Raw genomic sequence first — 21,955 nt, forward strand, 5'->3', positions numbered from 1 at the left:
CGTTATTCATTCTCCCCGTCTTGGAGATAATAGCCGACACCACGACGCGTCATGATGTAAACTGGCGTACTTGGGTTATCTTCGACTTTCTCACGGAGACGACGCACCGTTACGTCGACTGTCCGGACGTCACCGAAGTAGTCATAGCCCCAGACCGTTTGCAACAAATGCTCACGTGTCATGACTTGACCGATGTTTTTCGCGAGGTAGTGCAACAATTCGAACTCACGCTGCGTCAGCTCGATCTTTTGATCCTTACGTGTCACCGTATGCGAATTCGTATCGATATACAGTTCTCCGACTTTGAGTGGACCTGGTCCAACCGGTTGTGGTGTAGCTTCCGGACTCGTGTTGCGTAAGTGGACTTTCACGCGGGCAAGTAACTCGCGCGAGCTGAATGGCTTCGTCACGTAATCGTTCGCGCCAAGTTCAAGACCAAGTACCGTATCGATCTCGGAATCCTTCGCTGTCAACATGATGATCGGAATCTTCGACGTCTTCCGGACTTCCCGGCAGACCTCCATCCCGTCCATTAACGGGAGCATGATGTCGAGTAACATCAAATCCGGTTTGAACTCCTCGAATTTTTCTAATGCCTCCACGCCGTCATTTGCGATCGCGACCTGGTAGCCTTCTTTTTCTAATTTAAACTTGAGTATATCTGCAATCGGTAACTCGTCATCGACGACTAGAATTTTGCGTTCCGTCACTGGGTGTGCCCCCTTAAAAATTTCTATTCAATCTATTTTACCTGTTTTTTCGGCATATAGAAAGGTGGCGACGGAAACTCCCGGCGCCACTCTCTCTGCTGTTCGTCGTCTCACGAGAGAGGTTCCACGTGAAACACTGTATTCAGTATACCTGTTTTTGCTTCCGTTTGTGAACCATTTCGCACAAAAAACAGCCTCTTGCGGGAGGCAAGAGGCTGTTGAGACTTATGCTTCTTCGTAGAGATCACGCAAGACGACTGTCTGTTCACGACCCGGTCCGACCGAGAACGTGACGAGCGAGATACCTGTGAGATCCGCAATCCGCTTAACGTAGTTCTGTGCGTTCAACGGTAGATCTTCAAAGCGACGGACACCTGTGATGTCCTCCTTCCAACCTGGCAGTTCTTCGTAAACTGGAACACATGCTTCGAGATCACGGAAGCTTGCTGGGTACTCATCGATCTGTTTACCGTTGAATTCGTATGATGTACAGATCTTCAATGTGTCGAGTCCAGTCAAAACGTCGATCGAGTTGAGCGAAAGATCCGTCAATCCACTTGTACGGCGCGAGTGGCGAACAACGACCGAGTCGAACCAACCAACACGACGCGGACGTCCTGTCGTCGTTCCGTATTCACGACCGACTTCACGGATTTGATGACCGATGTCATCAAACAATTCCGTTGGGAACGGACCGTCACCGACACGTGATGTGTACGCTTTACAGACACCAACGACGTGATCAATCCGGGCTGGACCAACACCGACACCCGATGCGACACCACCGGCAGATGCGTTCGATGATGTAACGAACGGGTACGTTCCGTGGTCAAGGTCGAGTAAGACACCTTGTGCGCCTTCGAACAACACTTTTTCGCCGTGATCGAGGCTATCGTTGACGACGACGGATGTATCGCAGACGTATTTCGCGAACTCTTGTCCATACGCATAGTACTCTTCGAAGATATCGTCGAACGCGATTGGTTCAGCGTCATACATCTTCGTGAACATCCGGTTCTTTTGGTCGAGAACGATCTTCAACTTCTCAGCGAACGTTTCTTTGTCGAGTAAGTCTGCCATCCGGATTCCGATTCGTGCGGCTTTATCCATGTAGCACGGTCCGATTCCTTTTAGCGTCGTTCCGACTTTTGCGTCGCCCTTCGCTTCTTCTTCTAACTGATCCTGCAACTGATGATACGGCAAGATGACATGCGCCCGATTCGAAATTAACAAGTTATCCGTTGAGACACCACGATCGTGCAGATACTTCAATTCCTTGACGAGTGATTTCGGGTTGACGACGAGACCGTTCCCGATGACACATTTCTTATCCGAGTAAAAAATACCTGATGGGATCAAGTGCAATTTGTACGTCTCGTTATTGAATACGATCGTATGTCCTGCATTGTCTCCACCTTGATAACGTGCTACGACGTCGGCTTGTTTCGAAAGAAAATCGGTGATTTTCCCTTTTCCTTCGTCGCCCCACTGTGTTCCGACTACTACTACTGATGACATCTTATCATCCACCTCCACGTACGATTCAAAACCACGACTAAGTGTAACGCGATAAAAAAGAGAAGTCAACCAAATACCGAACAATTAATTGTTACAATTCTCTTTCGTTCGTTTAATTATCGTTTTTGGTGAACAAACTGAGAATCTTTAGGTGAAAATAAAAAAAGCTACGTTTTATCTCCGATTGATCGAAGACAAAACGTAGCTTGGATTAAGCTGGTGGCGCGTACGAGTTGCTTGGCTCGAGATCCACGAACTTGTTGAATTCTTTTCGGAAGGCGAGCTTGACGGTACCGGTTGGACCATTCCGCTGTTTTGCGATGATAATCTCAATCGTATTCGCATCTTCCGTTTCTTTATTGTAGTAATCGTCACGATACAAGAAGGCGACGATATCGGCATCTTGCTCGATTGCTCCCGATTCCCGGATATCCGACATCATCGGTCGCTTATCTTGACGGCTCTCAACCCCACGGGAGAGCTGCGATAAGGCGATGACGGGGACTTCGAGTTCACGCGCGAGTGATTTCAAGGAACGGGAAATTTCCGAGACCTCTTGTTGACGGTTGTCGCTGGAGCGACCATTCCCTTGAATCAGCTGCAAGTAATCGATCATGATCATCCCAAGACCGTGCTCCTGCTTCAAACGACGGCACTTCGCCCGGATATCGTTAACCCGAATACCTGGTGTATCGTCGATGTAGATGCCGGCTTGAGACAGGTTACTCATCGCAAGCGATAACTTGCCCCAGTCCTCTTCCTCGAGTTGACCAGTCCGCAGACGCTGCGCATCGACGTTTCCTTCGGCACAGAGCATCCGCATGACGAGCTGTTCGGCACCCATCTCAAGACTAAAGATGGCGACGTTCTCGTCAGCGCGTGTCGCGACGTTTTGCGAGATGTTCAAGGCAAACGCCGTCTTCCCGACCGATGGACGTGCTGCGACGATGATTAGATCGTTACGCTGGAATCCGGCCGTCATCTTATCGAGATCCTGGAAACCGGTCGGAATCCCCGTCGTCTCGCCGCTTTGCTTATGCAATTTATCAATCGTTGCATAGGCACTCGTCAAGACGTCCGAGATCGGGATGAAGCTCGCGCTCCCTTTTCCTTGTGATACTTCGAGAATCTTCCGTTCTGCCTCATTCAGCAGGACATCGACCTCGTTTTGCCGCTCGTATCCGTCAGTGACGATTTCACCCGCCGTCCGAATGAGACGCCGAAGCGTCGACTTCTGGTCAACGACGTTGACGTAGTAATTAATGTTGGCTGCGGTCGGTACCCCTTCCGCTAGTTCCGCTAGATACGGTAGACCACCGATCTCATCTAGGATACCAAGCGTACTGAGCTCGGCTGTGACCGTGACGAGGTCGATCGCTTCGCCTCGGTCGGACAGCACGAGCATCGCTTCGAAGATCCGTTGGTGAGAGGCACGGTAAAAGTCCTGTGGTAACAGACGTTCTGATGCACTGATCAAACGATCCGCATCAATCATGATCGCCCCTAGGACGGCTTGTTCTGCCTCGATACTTTGGGGAGGCATATTTTGCATGACTTCACTCATCACCGTTCCCCTTTTCTACTCACGCCTCTTTGACCTGAACGTTCAGCGTCGCTGTCACTTCGTTGTGTAGCTTCAATGGTACCTTCGTAAAGCCGAGTGCCTTGATTGGGTGCTCGAGCTCGATTTTACGTTTGTCGATTTTGTAACCCATGCTCTTGAGTGCTTCCGCGATCTGTTTGCTTGTGACAGAACCGAAGACACGACCGCCTTCACCGGCTTTCGTCGAGACGACGATCGTCTCTTTTTCGATTTTCTCTTTTAACGCTTGTGCGTCAAGCAAGTTCTGTTTCGCTTCTTCTGCTGCTTTACGTTCATGTGCTTCATGTTGCTTCAAGTTGCCAGTCGTCGCAGGACGCGCCAACTTTTTCTTGAAGAGTACGTTATTTGCATAAGCATCGGCCACGTCTTTGACGTCTCCTGCTTTACCTTGTCCTTTTACATCTTGTAAGAAAATAACCTTCATTCTGATTCCTCTCCTTTTGTCTCATCTTCTAGATATTGATCGATCGCTTTACGCAACGCATCCGCGACCGTGATGACCGATTCTGACATCTGTGTCGCCGCGTTCGTCAAGTGACCGCCGCCTCCGAGCGTCTCCATGATCAACTGGACGTTGACTTCTCCAAGCGAACGGGCACTGATCGCTGTCCGTCCGTCTTGAAGTTCTGCGATGACGAAGGCAGCACGGATGCCTTGAAGCGACAACAATTGATCGGCCGCTTGTGCGATCAAGACTTGATCGTGAATGACGCCAGGTTCCGCTGTCGCAATCGCCATCCCTTTCGTATAGACCTCGGACCGCTCGAGAATATGTGACTGCTCAACGTACGTCTCAAGATCCTGACTGAGGAACTCTTGCACGAGCACCGTGTCAGCACCTTGTGAACGCAAGTAAGAGGCAGCATCGAACGTCCGCGAGCCGGTCCGAAGGGCAAAGCCTTTCGTATCGACGATGATTCCGGCAAGTAACGCCGTCGCTTCAAGCATCGATAGCTTTTGATTCGTCGGCTGGTACTCGATTAACTCGGTGACGAGCTCTGACGTCGACGATGCGTAAGGCTCGAGATAAACGAGGACCGCATCTTCGATGAAATCCTCCCCACGCCGGTGATGATCAATCACGACCATATGCTCGAATCGATCGAGTAACGTCGGTACGACGACGAGCGACGGTTTGTGGGTATCGACGACGACGAGTAACGTCTGATCGTCAATCAACTGATCGGCTTGAAACGCATTGACGAACCGTGTCTCGAGTTGTGGTACTTCAGCGATCTCGTCCATCATCCGGCGAATCCCCCGACCGATTTCTTCTGGCGGTAAAACGATATGCGCTTCCTTATCGTTCATTTCCGCAAGCTTCAAAATGCCGATCGCTGATCCGAGTGCATCCATATCCGGATTCTTATGCCCCATGATCAGGACACGGCTTGATTCCTGCATTAAATCACGAAGCGAGTTGGCAATGACCCGTGCCCGGACACGTGTCCGTTTTTCTGTCGGGTTCGTCTTGCCGCCATAAAAGCGGACTTTTCCATCGCGTTTGATGACGACTTGATCGCCTCCCCGTCCTAATGCGAGATCGAGACTCGACTGAGCCATCAGACCAAGCGCCGGAATCGGGTCACTTCCGCAACCAATTCCGATCGATAACGTCAACTGGACACCACGCTGACTCGTCTCTTCGCGAACGGTATCGAGAATCGTGAACTTCGATCGTTCGAGAATCCGGAGATTCTCTTCTGTCGTGACGATGAAATATCGATCGGACGCGGTCCGCTTGATATACGTTCCGTGTTCGGCTGCCCAGTGATTCAATAGTTGAGTGACACGACTGTTCAACTCACTGCGCAACTGATCTTCGATACCTTGTGTCATCTCATCGTAGTTATCGAGATAGATGACGCCGATGACCGTCTGATTGTCGACGAGTTGTTGTTCGACTTGTGCCTCTTCTGTCATATCGAACAGATAGAACGTCCGGTTCTCATGATTTGAAAAGACGCGATATACGGCATCACCGATTTCAAGCGTCGCTTGGTCCTCATTCGTCGCGACCATCTCGATGAATAAGGGATCGAGCTCATTGAGCGTCTGTCCCATCGCTACATCATCAAAGATCTCCCGCATCGGATCATTAAACCAGGTGACGAGGGTTTCCTCATCGTATAACAAAATCCCGATTGGCATGTTCGTCAACGCATCTTGTCCCGTCTCCTCGACTTGCATCGAGATTCCGGCGACGTACGCCTCCCATGCCCTGCGTGCACGACGTTCTTCGAATAGGTGCAATCCGAAGAGGAGGGCAGTCACGACGGCTCCGATAGCGGAGATGATCGGTTCACGTACAGCGACGACGAGAAGCAGACCGACGATTAATAGATACGGAATGAAGCGAACGATGCGTCGTTCTCGTTCCGGTGATACTTGTTGACCTGACTCCATCGTGTCCTCCTTATATGCTCTATAGGGTTCATTTAAATTTTTAGTAACTTGTTTATTATAACCGAAAAGCAGGAGGGGATGAAAGGGAAGCGAAAAAAAGCACCATCCTCACGCATGAGGATGGTGCTACGAAATCAGTCAGCCACGTATGGGATTAAAGCCATTTGACGTGCGCGTTTGATTGCGATTGTAAGTGGACGTTGGTATTTCGCTGAAGTACCAGTCACACGACGTGGAAGAATCTTACCGCGTTCCGAAATGAAACGTTTGAGAAGTTCTACGTCTTTATAATCGATATGAGTGATGTGGTTCGACGTGAAGTAACATACTTTACGACGACGTTTTCCACCTGGACGACGTGCCATGTGATTAACCTCCTTTTTAACTTGGATTTTTCAGGACGATTTCCTTAGAACGGGAGATCGTCGTCTGAAAGGTCGATCGAACTACCGCCGCTGAACGGATCAGCGCCGAAGCCCGAATTCGATGAAGCGGGTGCTGGCGAGGAAGAGTTGTTCTGCTGTTGCTGTGAACCCCATCCTGCAGCATTCCCGTTTCCACCAGTAGATGAAGCGTAGCCTTCGCTACCATCCGAAGAACGGCTCGCGTTACGTGACTCAAGGAAGCGGACGCTATCAGCGACGACTTCCGCACGATAACGGCGTTGCCCTTCTTTATCGTCGTAGCTGCTAATCTGGAGGCGACCCTCTACACCAGCAAGACTACCCTTCTTCAAATACTGAGCAACGTTCTCTGCTTGCTTGCGCCAAACGACGCAATCGATGAAATCAGCTTCTCGCTTCCCATCTTGCCCTGTGAAAGGACGGTCACATGCGAGTGTGAATCGCGTTACCGCAATCCCGCTCTGCGTATAACGCATTTCCGGGTCACGAGTTAACCGACCGACTAAAACGACGCGGTTAATCATCAGAATCACTCTCCTGTTTCAGCTTATTTCTCGTCTTTTGTGATCATTAAGCGAACGATATCGTCACTGATCTTCATGAGACGGTCAAGTTCTTTTGTAGCTGCTGGTTCAGCAGAAACGTTAAGAAGAACGTAGAACCCTTCACGCATATCATTGATTTCGTAAGCGAAACGACGTTTACCCATTTCAGTTGTTTTATCAACTGTACCACCGTTATCAGTGAGGACTTTGTTGAAACGCTCCACTGTTGCTTTGCGTGCTTCCTCATCAAGTTCCGGACGGATGATGTAAAGTACTTCGTATTTACGCATATCTGTCACCTCCTCTTGGACTGGCGGCTCGAATGTTCGAGCAAGGAGCAATAATTCATTACTCACATTCGTTAATACTACCAAAGTATTTTGCTTTATGCAATAACGATTCGTTTTCGATTAGACGTTGAAGCGGAAGGTGACGACATCGCCGTCTTGGAAGACATATTCCTTACCTTCTGAACGGTAACGTCCTTGTTCCTTGACTGTCGCCATGTTGCCTGCTGCTGCTAAATCTTCGTACGAAACGACTTCTGCACGGATGAATCCACGTTCGAAGTCCGAGTGGATGACACCCGCACATTGTGGAGCTTTCATCCCTTTTTTGAACGTCCAAGCGCGTACTTCTTTTTCACCTGCTGTGAAGTATGTCGCAAGACCAAGCGTGCTGTATGCTGCATGGATCAATTGATCAAGACCTGATTCTTCGATTCCGAGATCGACGAGGAACTCTTGACGTTCTTCTGGCTCAAGCTCCGCAATCTCTTCTTCGATCCGAGCACAGATGACGATGACTTCAGAACCTTCTTTTTCTGCGAATTCGCGTACGAGACGGACATTTTCGTTATTGTCCGCATCTGCGACTTCATCTTCGCCGACGTTTGCGACGTAAAGCATCGGTTTCATCGTCAACAATTGGAAGTGTTTAACGAGAGCTGCTTGATCTTCGTTCAATTCAGCGAGACGTGCTGGTTTCTCATCTTCGAGTAATGCTTGCACGATTTCAAGTGCTTCGAGTTCAGCCGCTGCGTTTTTATCGCGTGACTTGACTTGTTTTTGGACACGCTGAATCCGTTTTTCGACTTGCTCGAGGTCTGCGAGGATCAATTCGAGGTTGATCGTCTCGATATCATCGATCGGTGAGACTTTCCCGGCCACGTGTGTGATGTTTTCATCGACGAAACAACGCACGACCTGACAGATCGCATCTACCTCACGAATGTTCGCGAGGAATTTATTTCCGAGACCTTCCCCTTTAGACGCGCCTTTTACGATACCCGCAATATCCGTGAATTCGAATGCTGTCGGGATCGTCTTTTTCGGGTTGACGAGTTCCGTCAATTTCCGAAGACGTGCATCTGGTACTTCAACGACACCGACATTCGGGTCGATCGTTGCGAACGGGTAGTTCGCTGCCTCTACACCTGCTTGTGTGATGGCGTTAAAAAGTGTTGATTTTCCTACGTTTGGTAAGCCAACGATTCCTGCTGTTAATCCCACTTGGAATTCCTCCTTTTCGGTATTTCCTAGGAAATCCGTGCTAGCGGCCGCAGTGGGTAGAATGATTACACCACGTCAGCACATCTTTCACAATTATAGATAGTTCAATTTTTTTAAGCAAGGAGCTCGACCGTCTTTTTTACTCACGTCCTAACCGAACGCAATCGCTCCACTTAAGCAAGACAACAAAAAAGCGAATCTAATCACGAGGATCAGATCCGCTTTTCATTACTCTGGTAAGACTTTTTTCAATCGTTTATCAAAATCACGACGTGGCATCAAAATGCTTGCCCCGCAACCTTGACATTTGATTCGGATATCCATGCCGACCCGAATGATTTGCCATCGGTTCGTACCACATGGATGCTGCTTCTTCATCTCAACATAATCATGGAGTTGATACGTTTTTGGAATCATCCGTCTGTCCACCATTCTTTTGTTCTGGATTCATCATGACCATCCGTGGATACGGGATCTTGATGTTCTCTTCTTCGAGTCCTTGCTTCAATTCTTTCCGGATTAGACGACCGGCTTGGAAATGTTGCATCGGTGGTACTTCTGCCATCAAACGATAGACGACTTCAGAAGGACCAAGTGTCTGGACGCCAAGCATCTGGATTGGTTCGACGAACATATCGACATACTTCTTCGTCGTCCGGTCAGCGATCTCATGCAAGACTTGTTCGACCCGCTCGAGATCTTCGTCATAGGAGACTTGGACGTCGACGAGTGCAAAACTGTTGTCGACCGAATAGTTCGTCACTTGCAAAATCTGACCGTTCGGGATGATGTGGATCTCCCCGTTGAGTCCTTTGAGTTTCGTCGTCCGGATCCCAAGTTCCGTGACGACTCCTTCAATCACACCGACGCGTACATAATCTCCGACTTTGAACTGGCGTTCGAAGATGATGAACGCTCCGGTAATGATATCTTGTACCAAGTTCTTCGCACCGAACGAAATCGCAAGACCGGCGATTCCGGCACTGGCGACGAGACCGGTGATGTTGATACCGAACTGACTGAGCACCGTCAACAACATGACGATTCCGAGCACGTAACGGATTGCATTTTGTAGCAACTTCAGTAATGTCTCGTTCTGTCGTTGCGCCAAGTAGTCCTGGTCATTGATTTTCCTGATCGTAAAGAGACGCGAGACTGCCCCAGTCAAAACGCGCGTTAACACATAGAACGCCGCGATGATGATGAGCGCAATCAGTAGTTTCATCCCAAAACGAATCCACATATCCGCATCCATTACTTGATTGATTAGTTTATCGACTTGGGCGACGGATTCTTGTACATCTTGATTGGTAGCCATTCTCTCATCCTTTCTTATTCTCTCTATTACGACAGTATACGTGATTTTAATTGAGTTTCAACCAAAGAGCCGATTTTGACGTTAGATTTTCGGAAAAACCGGGAAAGGAAAATCATCTAAGAACCCTTCACTCTTGCCAATCCACCACGACACCGACACCAAGAGAAGAAAGGATGATTTCGATGAATTTCCGCTTTCATTCGCACGAGCCCAAGCCTTATTCTTTCTTTTTAGAATATACGGAACCGTTCGCGAAAGAACGCTTAGCTGAACAACTATTCGAACAAATCTCCGCAGTCCAAGAAAAACGTCCGATTGTACTCGTCTGCATTGGTTCTGATCGTTCGACGGGCGACTCACTCGGTCCACTTGTCGGAACATTCCTTGAAAAACAAGCACCTGCTCATCTCCACGTTTACGGTACACTCGCTAAACCCGTCCATGCACTGAATCTCGCTGAAACGATTCACTCGATCCAAACGACCCATTACCGTCCACTTGTCATCGCAATTGATGCGTGTCTTGGTCGGCTTTCAAGCGTTGGGCATGTCTTCTTTTCGGAAGGACCACTCGCACCCGGTGCTGGCGTCCAAAAAGAATTGCCAGCGGTCGGTAACTTCAACATCAAGGCTGTCGTTAACGTCAGTGGCTTCATGGAGATGATGATTCTCCAAAATACACGGTTACACCTCGTTTATGAACTAGCAGAACTCGTCGCGAACAGTTTCCACATGCTCGATGCGAAACTATCCGCTGAATCGACACGGACGACGATTTCCTTCACGCCCCGTTCGATGTAATGAAAAAGAAGCGAACCGTTACCGGAACGCTTCTTTTTCATTGATCCGATTCAGGTAATAACAAATCGAGCAACCGGTTGAGGTCGTCTTCATCTGCAAAATCAATCTCGAGTTTCCCCGCCTGTTTGCCTTGTTTGATCCGAACCGTCGCCCCGTATTTTTCGCGAAGCGACTCTTCGACGAATTGGACAGCGGTCGCTTGTTGCGGACGGACGGCTTCCTTTCGCTCCCGAAGTGCCTGCTCTAATCGACGGACGTTCCAATTTTCCGCCATGACGCGTTCTGCCATCTGCTCGATCTTCTTTGGATGCTTCAGCGACAATAGGGCACGGGCATGTCCCATCGATAGCTGCTCATCCATCACCGCTTGTTGAACGAGTAACGGCAATTGTAGTAACCGAAGACTGTTCGTGATGTGCGAACGACTTTTGCCGACACGCTGCGCAAGCTCTGCTTGCGTGATGCCGAATTCCTCGATCATCTCCGCATACGCCATCGCCTCTTCAATCGCGGATAAATCCGCCCGTTGGATGTTTTCGATCAAAGCGAGCTCCATTACGCGTGTCTCGTCTGCTTCGATCACGAGGACCGGTACACGTTCGAATCCTGCGCGACTCGCTGCTTGATACCGTCGTTCGCCGGCGATGATTTCATAATAGCCATCACGTGGTCGGACGACGATCGGTTGGATCATCCCGTGCCGAACGAGTGATTGGGCGAGTTCTTCTAATGCTTTTTCATTGAATCGTTTCCGGGGTTGAGTCGGATTCGGGCGAATCGCCCGAACAGGTAATTCGTTCACTTGCCTTCTCTCCTAAACGTAGCGGAAGGCACGACCGCTTATTCCGGACGTGCCTTCACGATGCGAATCCGCACCTCTACATATTCTTCACAATCGACTTCTTCTTTTTCGATCGTCAATCCGGTTTGCTCGATCATATCGACGGAATCGCGAAGGGTATTTAACGCAATCCGTGTATCGCGAGCAAAGCTCTTATGACGTTTTTTCTTCGGTGGCTGTGGTGTCATCAATCGTTCCACCCGGCGCTCCGTCTCCTTGACGTTCCATTCCCGTTCCAGAATTTCAGCGAGTACCGTTACTTGTAGCGCTTCATCCTTGAGCGGCAATAACGCACGGGCATGACGCTCCGTGATCGTCCGTTGCTTCAATGCTTCCCGGACATCCGTTGGCAATCGAAGCAAACGCAATTTGTTGGCAATCGTCGATTGACTACGTCCGAGCTTACGAGCTAACACTTCTTGCGTGATGTCTTGTAACGCAAGCAAGCGCTCATAGGCTTCTGCTTCTTCGATTGGTGTCAAATCTTCGCGTTGCAGATTTTCAATCAATGCCAGTGAAGCAGTCGTCTCGTCCGTCATCTCTTTGACGATGGCAGGAATCGTTTCCCAGCCAAGCGAGCGCACTGCCCGGTATCGTCGTTCTCCCGCAATGATCTCGTATCCTGTTCCTTGTTTTCGAACGACGATCGGCTGGAGTAATCCATGCTCTTCGATCGTAACGGCTAGCTCTTCAATTCGGTCCCCATCAAACACGGTCCGTGGTTGGAACTGGTTCGCGACAAGTTCTGTCAATGGTAATTCCTGAACCGTCTCTTGTGGGTCAAGCTCGATCGTAGCAGGTTGCCCTCCCTTACCGAGCAGCTTGGCAATTGCATTTCTCACGTTGGCGCACCTCACCTTTATCAGTCATCGTTTCACGTGAAACGGTGTTTAGCTTAATGGATCTTTTGCAGGCGTACCCGCTTTACGCGGATATTTCCCGGGTGTTGTTCGTTTTTTATCTACAATAACGATATTACGCTCACTTTCCTCGCCTGGCAATTGGAACTGGAAACTTTCCCGTAAATTCCCACCGAGTACTTTTAAGGCAATCGCACCATCCTCGAGCTCTTCACTGACTTTCGCTGCCTTCAAGGCAACGAATTGACCCCCGACTTTCGCAAGCGGTAGGCAATATTCTGCGAGAACGGACATCCGGGCGACCGCACGTGCTGTCACGACATCAAACCGTTCGCGGAATTGTTTATTTTTACCGAACTCTTCGGCGCGTCCATGATGGAACGCGACACCTTCGAGTCCGAGTTCCGTCGCCAAATGATTGAGGAAGCCGATTCGTTTGTTCAGTGAATCGACGATCGTCACTTGGAGATGTGGGAACATGATCTTGATCGGCAGACTTGGGAAACCAGCGCCCGCTCCGACATCACAAACCGTCGTGACCGTCGTGAAATCGAAATAGAATGCTGCTGTGATCGAATCATAGAAGTGCTTGAGATAGACATCTTCTTCGTCCGTGATCGCCGTCAGGTTCATCTTTTCATTCCACTCGACGAGCAGTTCATAATACCGTTTGAATTGATGCAACTGATGTTCTGAGACCTCAAGTCCCTGTGCTGCCAATGCTGTTACGAATTGCTGTTGGTTCATCTCGTTCACTCCGCAGTCAATGCGTATTGGCCTTGTTCGATATAGACAAGCAAAATCGAGATATCAGACGGGTTAACCCCTGAGATCCGGGATGCTTGTCCGATCGAGAGCGGACGCACTTGGTTTAGTTTTTGTTTCGCTTCAATCGCTAATCCACTGATCGCATCGTAATCGAGACGATCCGGAATCCGTTTTTGCTCCATCCGCATCATTTTTTCGACTTGATCGAGTTGTTTATCGATGTAGCCGGCATATTTAACTTGGATTTCGACTTGTTCTGCTGCTTCTGCAGACAGTGGTGTTTCCGGTGGTGTCATCTGCGCGATCATCGCATACGTGATTTCCGGGCGTTTCAGCAACGTGATCGCATGCAGAGCTTCCTTGAGTGGTGATGCACCAATTGCTTCTAGCTGTGCATTCACGTCCGGTGTCGCTTTGATGACGACCTTCTCAAGACGTTTCATCTCAAGACGGATTTGCTCTTGTTTATCGAGTAACTTCGCTTTGCGTTCTTCCGAGATCAATCCGAGTTCATGTCCGATTTCCGATAGACGAAGATCCGCATTATCATGACGGAGCAACAACCGATACTCGGCACGTGACGTCAAGAGGCGGTACGGTTCGTTCGTACCTTTCGTAACGAGATCATCGATCATGACACCGATATAGCCTTGTGAACGTGACAAGATAAGTGGTTCTTTGCCTTGGACTTGTAGTCCGGCATTGATCCCTGCCATGATCCCTTGTCCTGCCGCTTCCTCATAACCACTTGTTCCGTTGATTTGACCCGCTGTGAATAAACCAGGAACACGTTTTGTCTCGAGCGTTGGCCATAGTTGTGTTGGAACAACGGCATCGTACTCAATCGCATAACCAGGACGCATCATTTCTGAATTCTCAAGCCCAGGAATCGAGCGGAGAATATCGTGTTGGACGTCTTCCGGCAAGCTTGTTGATAACCCTTGCACGTAGACTTCTTCCGTATCGCGACCTTCTGGCTCAAGGAAGATTTGGTGACGCGGTTTATCGTTGAACCGGACGACCTTATCTTCGATCGATGGGCAATAACGTGGACCTGTTCCTTTGATCATTCCAGAGAACATCGGGGAGCGGTGCAGGTTCGCATCGATCAACTGATGCGTATACTCCGTCGTATACGTCAACCAGCATGGGATCTGTTCCGTGATCATCTGAGTCGTTTCATGACTAAATGGAAGTGCTACTTCGTCACCTGGTTGGATCTCCGTCTTCGAGTAGTCAATCGTTTTCCCGTCGATTCGCGGTGGTGTTCCTGTTTTGAAACGTGCGAGCTCAAATCCGAGTTCTTCAAGATGTTTCGATAGATTGATCGATGGCATCTGATTGTTCGGACCACTCTCGTACGACAATTCACCGATGATGATTTTTCCGCGCATGAACGTTCCTGTCGTGATGACGACCGCTTTTGCTCGGTATTCCGCTCCAGTATTCGTGACGACACCGACGCAGCGTCCTTCGTCGTCAATCAATAACCGTTCGACGAGCGCTTGACGTAAGAGCAAATTCGGCTCATCCTCGAGCGCTTTTTTCATCCGGTTTTGGTATTCGAATTTATCTGCCTGTGCCCGTAATGCTCGCACGGCAGGACCTTTTGACGTGTTTAACATTTTCATTTGAATATATGTTGCATCGATCGCGCGTGCCATCTCACCACCGAGCGCATCGATTTCCCGGACGACGATCCCTTTTGCAGGACCACCGATCGACGGGTTGCAATACATGAATCCAACCATATCGGGATTCATTGTCAACATGACCGTTTTCGAGCCCATTCGTGCCGCAGCAAGAGAGGCTTCGATGCCGGCATGTCCGGCTCCGACGACGATGACGTCGAATTCACCTGCTTGATAAGCCATAGTACTGGTTCCTCCTTCTTATTCCACACGCAGTCGTCTCAAATTATTTCCCGAGACAGAACTGCGAAAACAACTGATCCAATAAACTATCCTGTGCTGTATCACCATTGATTTCGCCAAGCGTATCCCATGCTCGTCGTAAATCGATCTGTACCATGTCGATCGGCATCGCTGCTTCTGCTGCACCGAGAGCATCTTCAATCATTTGACTCGCGCGTTTGATGAGCTGGATGTGACGCGCATTTGAGACGTACGTCATATCCTGACTTTCGACACCCTGTTCAAAGAACAGACTCGCAATCGCTGCTTCGAGATCGTTGACGCCTGCTTCTTCGAGCAAGGATGTCGTAACGATTGGTCGACCATCAGCAAGCTCCGTGACACGTGCTAAGTCAATCTGTTGCGCCAAGTCACTCTTGTTGACGATGATGATCGCGTTCATCCCTTTGATTGCCTCAAACAGCAAGACATCTTCATCCGTCAAAACATCGTTTCCGTTGAGGACGAGTAAGATTAAATCGGCCGTCTTTAAAGCCTGACGTGACTTTTCGACACCCATCCGTTCGACGATATCTTCCGTCTCGCGAATCCCTGCCGTATCAATCAACTTCAACGGTACACCGCGAACGTTGACGTATTCCTCGATCGTATCGCGCGTCGTTCCCGCGATATCGGTGACGATGGCCTTTGCTTCTTGCACCAATGTGTTGAGCAAAGACGACTTTCCGACGTTTGGTCGACCGATGATCGCTGTGGATAACCCTTCGCGCAAGATTTTTCCTTGGCGTGCCGTTGTTAATAACTCTGCCAAAATCGCGCGGACAGCACCAGCATCACGTTCGACGATCTGTTGCGTCATCTCTTCTGCATCGTATTCCGGGTAATCGATGTTGACTTCGATCGCAGCAATCGTCTGCAACAATTGTTGACGTAAGTCTTGGACGAGTTTCGAGAGACGCCCTTCAATCTGACTGACGGCGACATGCATCGCTCGGTCCGTCTTCGCCCGGATCAAATCCATGACGGCTTCCGCCTGTGACAAATCGATGCGTCCGTTCAAGAACGCGCGTTTCGTAAATTCACCAGGTTCCGCCAACCGGACTTCCGGTTGGGCGAGGATGAGTTCGAGGACACGATTGACCGCGACGACTCCTCCATGACAATTCAATTCGATGACATCTTCACGTGTAAACGTCTTTGGTGCGCGCATGACACTCACCATCACTTCATCGACGACACGGTCCGCCTCATGGTCGACCAATTTCCCGTAATGAATCGTATGGGTTGGTACTTCCGTCAAGCGGTTGCTCCCTTTGTAAACACGGTCGGCTACAGCGACTGCATCAGGACCTGATAAGCGCACGATCGCAATCGCCCCTTCTCCCATCGGCGTCGAAATCGCGGCAATCGTATCAAATTCCATCATCCGTTCTTCCACCTCGTTTTTCTTCTGTCTTTTTATGAGTATTTAATCCTTAATCGTTGCAATGGGTATAACGAAACAACTATACACGAAATGACGCAAAAGAAAAAGAGCGACACTCTGTCAAAACAAAGCGTCGCTCTTCACGTATTAGCGTTTCTTTTTCGATTTTTTAGGAGCCGGAGCTGCTTGTGCTGCTTCTTTTTCACGTTTAGCAGCCATTGTCGCTTCCGTCTGCAACTTAATCTTTTCACGCATTGGTTTCATGATGACGATCGTGACGATGATCGAGAAGATGTAACCGACGACCCAGTAAAGCGAAAGGGCAGATGGGAGTGTAACACCCATGATGAAGATCATGATTGGGAAGACGTAGAGCATGATTTTCATTTGTGGGTTGTCTTCTTGACCTGCCATCGAGATCTTTTGTTGCAGATACGTTAGTACCGCAGACATGATCGGCAAGATGAAGAATGGATCCGGTTTCCCAAGGTCGAACCAGAGGAACGTGTGTTGGAAAATAGCTGGTGTATAAATGATGGCATTGTAGAACGCGATCAAAATCGGCATTTGGATCAAGATCGGTAAACAGCCTGCAAGTGGATTGACGTTGTGCTCTTGGTAAAGCTTCATCATTTCTTGTTGCAATTTCTGTTGCGTCTCTTGGTCTTTTGAGCTGTATTTCTCACGAAGCTTCATCATTTCTGGTTGAATGACTTGCATTCCACCCATACTCTTCGTTTGTTTAATCATCAATGGAAGGATGACAAGACGAACGAGAAGTGTCGTAATGATGATTCCAATACCGTAATCACCGCTAAAGAACTGCGAAATCTCACGAATCAACCACGCCATCGGCCAAACGAAGTAATGTTTCCAAAAACCTTCTGTGTCTGCTGTGATCGGTTCACCAGTACCATACGAACTAGGTGTACAGCCGGATAATACGATCGCGAGCACGGACATGAGTCCGAGAGTTAACCAAATCTTAGTTCTCTTGTTCATAATTCCTCCTAGAAATTGTTTACGCTTTGTCGAACGCCATCTTCTTCTATAGTAAGGCAAGGAAAGGGAGCGCCGTACAAATCAACAGGATGCATTGCTACGATTCATTTTTTTGATCGCATCCAGACACCGGAACGTTTGAGCACGTGACGGAGACTGTCAGCCACTTCTTGCGCGGTCATCTTCGCGGCCGGATTGCGCGCGATGATCACCAAATCATAATTCGGGGCAATCGAGGCTTCATGCTGCTGGCATGCTTCCCGAAGATACCGTTTTACCTGATTCCGGACGACGGCATTCCCGATTTTCTTACTGACGGATAAACCAACCCGAAAGTGAGTCTGTTGCTCCTTTTTCAAGGCATACACGACAAATTGCCGATTTGCGACAGAGGCTCCTTTAGTAAACACCGCTTGGAACTCCTTGTCTTTCTTGACGCGGTATTCCTTCTTCACCTTATTCACACTCCATCCTGACACTACGAAAATTCGTCGTCTCTCATCATATCATAGAATAAACATGCGACGCGATAGGGCGCATGTGACAAAAGCACGAACACACGAAAAAACATAAAAAAAATCACCTCGGATCATGCCCGAAGTGATGGATGCATCAATGCATTAGACAGTCAAGGCTTTGCGGCCCTTAAGACGGCGAGCAGCCAAGATACGGCGGCCACTCTTCGTAGCCATACGCGCACGGAATCCGTGAACTTTTTTACGCTTACGGTTGTTTGGGTTGAAAGTTGGTTTCATTCGTCTGCACCTCCTTTAAAAGATCTTTATAACCAATTGTTATTTTCTACTTTAAGGCAGTCTTGTACATTATATAAACTGATTGTGGCATTGTCAATGAAAGTTCAGAAGATTTCTTGTCCTGCTTAATGGAGTTCTAGTTCGAAAACAGGCGATAGGATTCGACTACGTAAACTCTATTACGCGATAGAATACATATCGATCATGGAGGGGATGTTTGTAGACTTATCCACCTATCCACAGACTTATCCACATTATCCACACTTTCCGTGGATAACTCTTCACTTTGTCTACAATAGTATTTTTTAAAATCGACGTCAATCCTCGATTTTGGATTTCCTTTTTCCACTTCTTTTGTATTTTGTGAATAACTCTTTTTCGACGCTTCCTCTTTTAAAAAGTTATCCACCTCTTATCCACAATTTATCCACACTATCCACAGCTTGTGGGTAACTACCTGTGGACGGTTTAATTTACTTGTGGATAAATCATTCCAACCATTGCCAGGGCTCATTTCTTTTGATACACTAATTGTGCATAACATGATCCTGATTGTTCAGGACAAAACAAGTTATACACACCCTGTGGATAACTTTATACACAGATTCAACTGCCTGTGGATAACGTTATCCACAGTTTTTACGTTATGGGGATAAGTCGAGTTTCTTCATTAACTTTGTCTGTGTATAAGCCTGTGTACAAAAATTTTCTATCTTGATAAAAAAAGGGGGGTATTTATGAAAAACGCTGCCGAACTTTGGCATAATGTCTTATCTGTGATCGAGGAAGAGGAACGAACACCGAAAGCTAGTTATGATATGTGGTTGAAATCCACAGAAGGCGTCACGCTAAATGGAACGACACTACTCGTTTCAGCACCAGCTGCATTTACGGTGACATGGCTCGAGCGCCAGTACTTATCTTTACTCGAAGACACAGTTGAGGAAGTAACAGGAAGCCGACTCGATATTCAGTTCATTGAAGAGGGACAAGCGAAGAAAATGCTCGATCGACAAGAAGAGGAACGTGTTGAGGCAACACCGACTCCGAAATCGCGTCCATCGAACATGCGGAGACCAACAGAGGAATTGACGATGAGTGAACTCGGACAATTAAATGAGAAGTATACGTTCGATACATTCGTCATCGGATCGGGGAACCGTTTTGCGCATGCCGCTTCACTTGCTGTTGCGGAAGCGCCTGCTAAAGCATACAATCCACTTTTCATCTATGGTGGCGTTGGTCTTGGCAAAACCCATCTGATGCATGCCATCGGACAGTATGTTCAAGATCAAAATCTCGGGACACGGATTGCCTATGTCTCTTCTGAACGCTTTACGAATGACTTCATTAACTCCATCCGCGATAATAAAACGGTTGAGTTTAGAAATAAATACCGTAACATCGATGTCCTCTTAATTGATGACATTCAGTTCCTTGCGGGCAAAGAACAGACCCAAGAAGAGTTTTTCCACACGTTCAATGCCCTGCACAACGACCAAAAACAAATCATCATCTCAAGTGACCGACCACCAAAAGAGATTCCAACGCTTGAAGATCGGCTTCGTTCTCGTTTCGAATGGGGATTAATCACCGACATCACGCCACCGGATCTCGAGACACGGATTGCGATTTTACGGAAAAAGGCGAATGCGGAGCAACTTGACGTCTCAAACGAAGTCATGCTCTACATCGCAAGTCAAATTGATACGAATATTCGGGAGCTCGAAGGAGCGTTAACCCGCGTTATCGCTTATGCGAATCTCGTCGGACGACCAATCGATCCAAATGTCGCTGCGGAAGCCTTGCATAACATCATGCCGGTCGCTGAACCGCGTAAAGTTACGATTCGTGACATCCAGGAGTCGGTCAGTAAACATTTCAACTTACCGTTTGATGATCTTAAGGCGAAGAAACGAACGAAATCGATTGCCTTCCCACGTCAAATCGCGATGTATCTTTCGCGTGAGATGACAGAAAGCTCTTTACCGAAAATCGGAGAAGAATTCGGGGGACGCGACCATACGACCGTCATCCATGCCCATGAAAAGATCAGTATGTTGATCAAATCGGACGGGGAAACTGGGAAAGTCATTGAACAAATCAAACATGAATTGAAGCATTCGTAAAACTGTGGATAAACATGTGGATAAAGTAGGGTAGTTATCCACAACTTATCCACACCGTTTTTGGCTTTATATCAAGTTATCCACCGACTTATCCACACTATCCACAGCCCCTAAGACTATTATTAAAAAAATATATTATTATGTTATGATGGGCGCATGCCCATTATTTTCGAGAGGAGTCTAACGACGATATGCATATCACCATTCAACGCGAAGCTTTAATTCAAGCAGTACAAGATGTAGCCAAAGCGGTCTCATCCCGCACGACGATTCCGATTCTGACAGGAATCAAACTCGAAGCTCATGGAGATGGTATGACGCTGACAGGAAGCGATACAGAAATCTCGATTGAACGGACGATCTATGCAGAAGAGAATGGAACATCTTATGTCACGGTTCACCGTGCAGGTAGTGTCGTCTTGAATGCCCGCTTCTTCGGCGATATCGTCAAAAAGATGCCAAAAGACGAAGTCACACTTGAAGTCTCACCGAACTTCATGACACGGATCCAGTCAGGAACAGCGGAATTCCATTTGAACGGTCTTGATCCAGATGAGTTCCCACGCCTTCCGCAAGTCGATGGGGGACAACGTTTCCGTTTACCGGCTGATCTCTTACGTTCGATGATTCGCCAAACAAGCTTTGCTGTCGCTGTTCAAGAAACACGTCCTGTTCTGACAGGTGTGAACTTCTCAGCCGATAAAGGCATCTTGACGTGTGTCTCAACAGATAGTCACCGTCTAGCCCTTCGTCGTGCTCAATTTGAGACAGATACAGATATCTCGTTCCAGAACGTCATCGTTCCAGGGAAGAGCTTAAATGAATTATCGAAGTTGCTTGGGGATGGTCATGTGGATATCACGATCACAAACCAACAAATCTTATTCAAGATGAAGCACGTCCTCTTCTTCTCGCGTCTACTCGACGGAAACTATCCGGATACATCACGTTTGATTCCGGAAGAGTACCGGACAGCTGTCCGCATGAACGCGAAAGAATTGCTCCAAGCGATCGATCGCGCGTCACTGCTTGCACGTGAGGACCGTAACAACGTCATCAAGTTCGCAGCTGAAGGAACGACAGCGGTCGAGATCTCTTCACATTCACCAGAAGTCGGGAAAGTCTCGGAACAAGTCAGCATTCTTTCGCTTGAAGGAGAAGAGCTGAAAATCTCGTTTAATTCGAAGTACATGATGGACGCCTTGAAGGCACTTGACGCGACAGATATCGAAATCCAGTTCACGGGTTCGATTCGTCCATTTATCTTGCACCCAGTCGATCAAGATAACGTCCTGCAACTGATTCTTCCAGTCCGGACGGCGTAAGCATAAACACGAAATACGTGATAAGACGGGTTCGATCGTTTCGACATCGGACCCGTCTTTTTCGTATACCGTATATACGTTCGGGGATTTTGCTAAATCGCTCAATGTTTAGTACAATAAAGAGTACGTCATTTATAATATGTAGGTAGGAGGAGTCAAT

The 21,955-nt window shown here is 48.3% G+C and carries 22 protein-coding genes; 3 read left to right on the plus strand and 19 right to left on the minus strand.

Annotation, left to right across the window (positions count from 1 at the left end):
* Positions 1–2 precede the first annotated feature (2 nt).
* The 11 genes from yycF to B3G15_RS00310 all read right to left on the minus strand — a co-directional run bounded on the left by yycF (position 3) and on the right by B3G15_RS00310 (position 10,015).
* A complete protein-coding gene (gene yycF / locus B3G15_RS00260) occupies positions 3–710 on the minus strand; it encodes a response regulator YycF (RefSeq protein WP_023469844.1) in 708 nt (235 codons plus the stop codon).
* A gap of 225 nt (positions 711–935) precedes the next feature.
* Positions 936–2,228, minus strand: coding sequence for an adenylosuccinate synthase (locus B3G15_RS00265; RefSeq protein WP_029343020.1), 1,293 nt, complete (start codon positions 2,226–2,228; stop codon positions 936–938).
* A gap of 211 nt (positions 2,229–2,439) precedes the next feature.
* Complete coding sequence (gene dnaB, locus B3G15_RS00270) at positions 2,440–3,792, minus strand: replicative DNA helicase (RefSeq protein WP_023469846.1); 1,353 nt, start codon at positions 3,790–3,792, stop codon at positions 2,440–2,442.
* Between the two features lie 19 nt (positions 3,793–3,811).
* Positions 3,812–4,255 (minus strand): 50S ribosomal protein L9, encoded by a 444-nt coding sequence (gene rplI, locus B3G15_RS00275; RefSeq protein ID WP_023469847.1) that lies wholly within the window; start codon positions 4,253–4,255, stop codon positions 3,812–3,814.
* Positions 4,252–6,237 carry a DHH family phosphoesterase gene (locus B3G15_RS00280; RefSeq protein WP_290714332.1) on the minus strand — a complete coding sequence of 662 codons (1,986 nt, stop codon included), beginning with the start codon at positions 6,235–6,237 and terminating at the stop codon, positions 4,252–4,254. The genes rplI and B3G15_RS00280 overlap by 4 nt, the downstream gene beginning before the upstream one ends.
* A 134-nt stretch (positions 6,238–6,371) precedes the next feature.
* Positions 6,372–6,602 (minus strand): 30S ribosomal protein S18, encoded by a 231-nt coding sequence (rpsR, locus tag B3G15_RS00285; RefSeq protein ID WP_023469849.1) that lies wholly within the window; start codon positions 6,600–6,602, stop codon positions 6,372–6,374.
* Between the two features lie 44 nt (positions 6,603–6,646).
* Positions 6,647–7,165 carry a single-stranded DNA-binding protein gene (gene ssb, locus B3G15_RS00290; RefSeq protein WP_023469850.1) on the minus strand — a complete coding sequence of 173 codons (519 nt, stop codon included), beginning with the start codon at positions 7,163–7,165 and terminating at the stop codon, positions 6,647–6,649.
* Positions 7,166–7,188: 23 nt separating this feature from the next.
* Positions 7,189–7,476, minus strand: a complete 288-nt coding sequence (gene rpsF / locus B3G15_RS00295; RefSeq protein WP_023469851.1) for a 30S ribosomal protein S6 — start codon at positions 7,474–7,476, stop codon at positions 7,189–7,191.
* Positions 7,477–7,596: 120 nt separating this feature from the next.
* The gene (ychF, locus tag B3G15_RS00300; RefSeq protein WP_023469852.1) at positions 7,597–8,697 is read right to left on the minus strand and encodes a redox-regulated ATPase YchF; all 1,101 of its coding nucleotides are present in this window, start codon (positions 8,695–8,697) and stop codon (positions 7,597–7,599) included.
* 228 nt (positions 8,698–8,925) lie between these two features.
* Positions 8,926–9,114 (minus strand): DUF951 domain-containing protein, encoded by a 189-nt coding sequence (locus B3G15_RS00305; protein ID WP_023469853.1) that lies wholly within the window; start codon positions 9,112–9,114, stop codon positions 8,926–8,928.
* Positions 9,086–10,015, minus strand: a complete 930-nt coding sequence (locus B3G15_RS00310; RefSeq protein WP_064300772.1) for a mechanosensitive ion channel family protein — start codon at positions 10,013–10,015, stop codon at positions 9,086–9,088. Before B3G15_RS00310 ends, B3G15_RS00305 begins: the two co-directional genes overlap by 29 nt.
* A gap of 182 nt (positions 10,016–10,197) precedes the next feature.
* On the opposite strand from B3G15_RS00310, the gene yyaC reads away from it, so the two are divergent.
* On the plus strand, positions 10,198–10,815 hold the full coding sequence (gene yyaC, locus B3G15_RS00315) for a spore protease YyaC (RefSeq protein ID WP_290714333.1): 618 nt from the start codon (positions 10,198–10,200) through the stop codon (positions 10,813–10,815).
* A gap of 37 nt (positions 10,816–10,852) precedes the next feature.
* Here the strand turns inward: yyaC and B3G15_RS00320 are convergent, their stop codons facing one another.
* The 8 genes from B3G15_RS00320 to rpmH all read right to left on the minus strand — a co-directional run bounded on the left by B3G15_RS00320 (position 10,853) and on the right by rpmH (position 18,341).
* Positions 10,853–11,617, minus strand: coding sequence for a ParB/RepB/Spo0J family partition protein (locus tag B3G15_RS00320; RefSeq protein ID WP_290714334.1), 765 nt, complete (start codon positions 11,615–11,617; stop codon positions 10,853–10,855).
* 38 nt (positions 11,618–11,655) lie between these two features.
* Positions 11,656–12,498, minus strand: a complete 843-nt coding sequence (gene noc / locus B3G15_RS00325) for a nucleoid occlusion protein (RefSeq protein WP_023469857.1) — start codon at positions 12,496–12,498, stop codon at positions 11,656–11,658.
* A 48-nt stretch (positions 12,499–12,546) separates the two neighbouring features.
* Positions 12,547–13,263 carry a 16S rRNA (guanine(527)-N(7))-methyltransferase RsmG gene (gene rsmG / locus B3G15_RS00330; protein WP_023469858.1) on the minus strand — a complete coding sequence of 239 codons (717 nt, stop codon included), beginning with the start codon at positions 13,261–13,263 and terminating at the stop codon, positions 12,547–12,549.
* Positions 13,264–13,268: 5 nt separating this feature from the next.
* A complete protein-coding gene (gene mnmG, locus B3G15_RS00335) occupies positions 13,269–15,158 on the minus strand; it encodes a tRNA uridine-5-carboxymethylaminomethyl(34) synthesis enzyme MnmG (RefSeq protein ID WP_290714335.1) in 1,890 nt (629 codons plus the stop codon).
* Between the two features lie 43 nt (positions 15,159–15,201).
* Positions 15,202–16,584 carry a tRNA uridine-5-carboxymethylaminomethyl(34) synthesis GTPase MnmE gene (mnmE, locus tag B3G15_RS00340; protein ID WP_023469860.1) on the minus strand — a complete coding sequence of 461 codons (1,383 nt, stop codon included), beginning with the start codon at positions 16,582–16,584 and terminating at the stop codon, positions 15,202–15,204.
* A 147-nt stretch (positions 16,585–16,731) separates the two neighbouring features.
* Positions 16,732–17,586, minus strand: coding sequence for a membrane protein insertase YidC (yidC, locus tag B3G15_RS00345; protein WP_023469861.1), 855 nt, complete (start codon positions 17,584–17,586; stop codon positions 16,732–16,734).
* Between the two features lie 104 nt (positions 17,587–17,690).
* Complete coding sequence (gene rnpA / locus B3G15_RS00350; protein WP_023469862.1) at positions 17,691–18,041, minus strand: ribonuclease P protein component; 351 nt, start codon at positions 18,039–18,041, stop codon at positions 17,691–17,693.
* Between the two features lie 165 nt (positions 18,042–18,206).
* Positions 18,207–18,341 carry a 50S ribosomal protein L34 gene (gene rpmH / locus B3G15_RS00355; RefSeq protein ID WP_012371910.1) on the minus strand — a complete coding sequence of 45 codons (135 nt, stop codon included), beginning with the start codon at positions 18,339–18,341 and terminating at the stop codon, positions 18,207–18,209.
* A 737-nt stretch (positions 18,342–19,078) separates the two neighbouring features.
* Between rpmH and dnaA the strand changes: the two genes are divergently transcribed.
* Both dnaA and dnaN read left to right on the plus strand, forming a co-directional pair.
* Complete coding sequence (gene dnaA / locus B3G15_RS00360; protein ID WP_023469863.1) at positions 19,079–20,470, plus strand: chromosomal replication initiator protein DnaA; 1,392 nt, start codon at positions 19,079–19,081, stop codon at positions 20,468–20,470.
* 191 nt (positions 20,471–20,661) lie between these two features.
* Positions 20,662–21,795 (plus strand): DNA polymerase III subunit beta, encoded by a 1,134-nt coding sequence (dnaN, locus tag B3G15_RS00365; protein WP_023469864.1) that lies wholly within the window; start codon positions 20,662–20,664, stop codon positions 21,793–21,795.
* Positions 21,796–21,955: the final 160 nt, after the last annotated feature.

Origin of the sequence: Exiguobacterium sp. UBA1053, assembly GCF_002316465.1 — a bacterium.
Classification (GTDB): domain Bacteria; phylum Bacillota; class Bacilli; order Exiguobacteriales; family Exiguobacteriaceae; genus Exiguobacterium_A; species Exiguobacterium_A abrahamii.

Bases quoted from the DNA above. Each gene is read 5' to 3' on its own strand.
- rplI (WP_023469847.1), bottom strand. From the start codon at position 4,255: ATGAAGGTTATTTTCTTACAAGATGTAAAAGGACAAGGTAAAGCAGGA.
- dnaB (WP_023469846.1), bottom strand. From the start codon at position 3,792: ATGAGTGAAGTCATGCAAAATATGCCTCCCCAAAGTATCGAGGCAGAA.
- rpsR (WP_023469849.1), bottom strand. From the start codon at position 6,602: ATGGCACGTCGTCCAGGTGGAAAACGTCGTCGTAAAGTATGTTACTTC.
- ssb (WP_023469850.1), bottom strand. From the start codon at position 7,165: ATGATTAACCGCGTCGTTTTAGTCGGTCGGTTAACTCGTGACCCGGAA.
- dnaA (WP_023469863.1), top strand. From the start codon at position 19,079: ATGAAAAACGCTGCCGAACTTTGGCATAATGTCTTATCTGTGATCGAG.
- B3G15_RS00310 (WP_064300772.1), bottom strand. From the start codon at position 10,015: ATGGCTACCAATCAAGATGTACAAGAATCCGTCGCCCAAGTCGATAAA.
- rsmG (WP_023469858.1), bottom strand. From the start codon at position 13,263: ATGAACCAACAGCAATTCGTAACAGCATTGGCAGCACAGGGACTTGAG.
- yidC (WP_023469861.1), bottom strand. From the start codon at position 17,586: ATGAACAAGAGAACTAAGATTTGGTTAACTCTCGGACTCATGTCCGTG.
- rpmH (WP_012371910.1), bottom strand. From the start codon at position 18,341: ATGAAACCAACTTTCAACCCAAACAACCGTAAGCGTAAAAAAGTTCAC.
- B3G15_RS00305 (WP_023469853.1), bottom strand. From the start codon at position 9,114: ATGATTCCAAAAACGTATCAACTCCATGATTATGTTGAGATGAAGAAG.
- B3G15_RS00265 (WP_029343020.1), bottom strand. From the start codon at position 2,228: ATGTCATCAGTAGTAGTAGTCGGAACACAGTGGGGCGACGAAGGAAAA.
- yyaC (WP_290714333.1), top strand. From the start codon at position 10,198: ATGAATTTCCGCTTTCATTCGCACGAGCCCAAGCCTTATTCTTTCTTT.
- dnaN (WP_023469864.1), top strand. From the start codon at position 20,662: ATGCATATCACCATTCAACGCGAAGCTTTAATTCAAGCAGTACAAGAT.
- mnmE (WP_023469860.1), bottom strand. From the start codon at position 16,584: ATGATGGAATTTGATACGATTGCCGCGATTTCGACGCCGATGGGAGAA.
- B3G15_RS00280 (WP_290714332.1), bottom strand. From the start codon at position 6,237: ATGGAGTCAGGTCAACAAGTATCACCGGAACGAGAACGACGCATCGTT.
- mnmG (WP_290714335.1), bottom strand. From the start codon at position 15,158: ATGGCTTATCAAGCAGGTGAATTCGACGTCATCGTCGTCGGAGCCGGA.
- rpsF (WP_023469851.1), bottom strand. From the start codon at position 7,476: ATGCGTAAATACGAAGTACTTTACATCATCCGTCCGGAACTTGATGAG.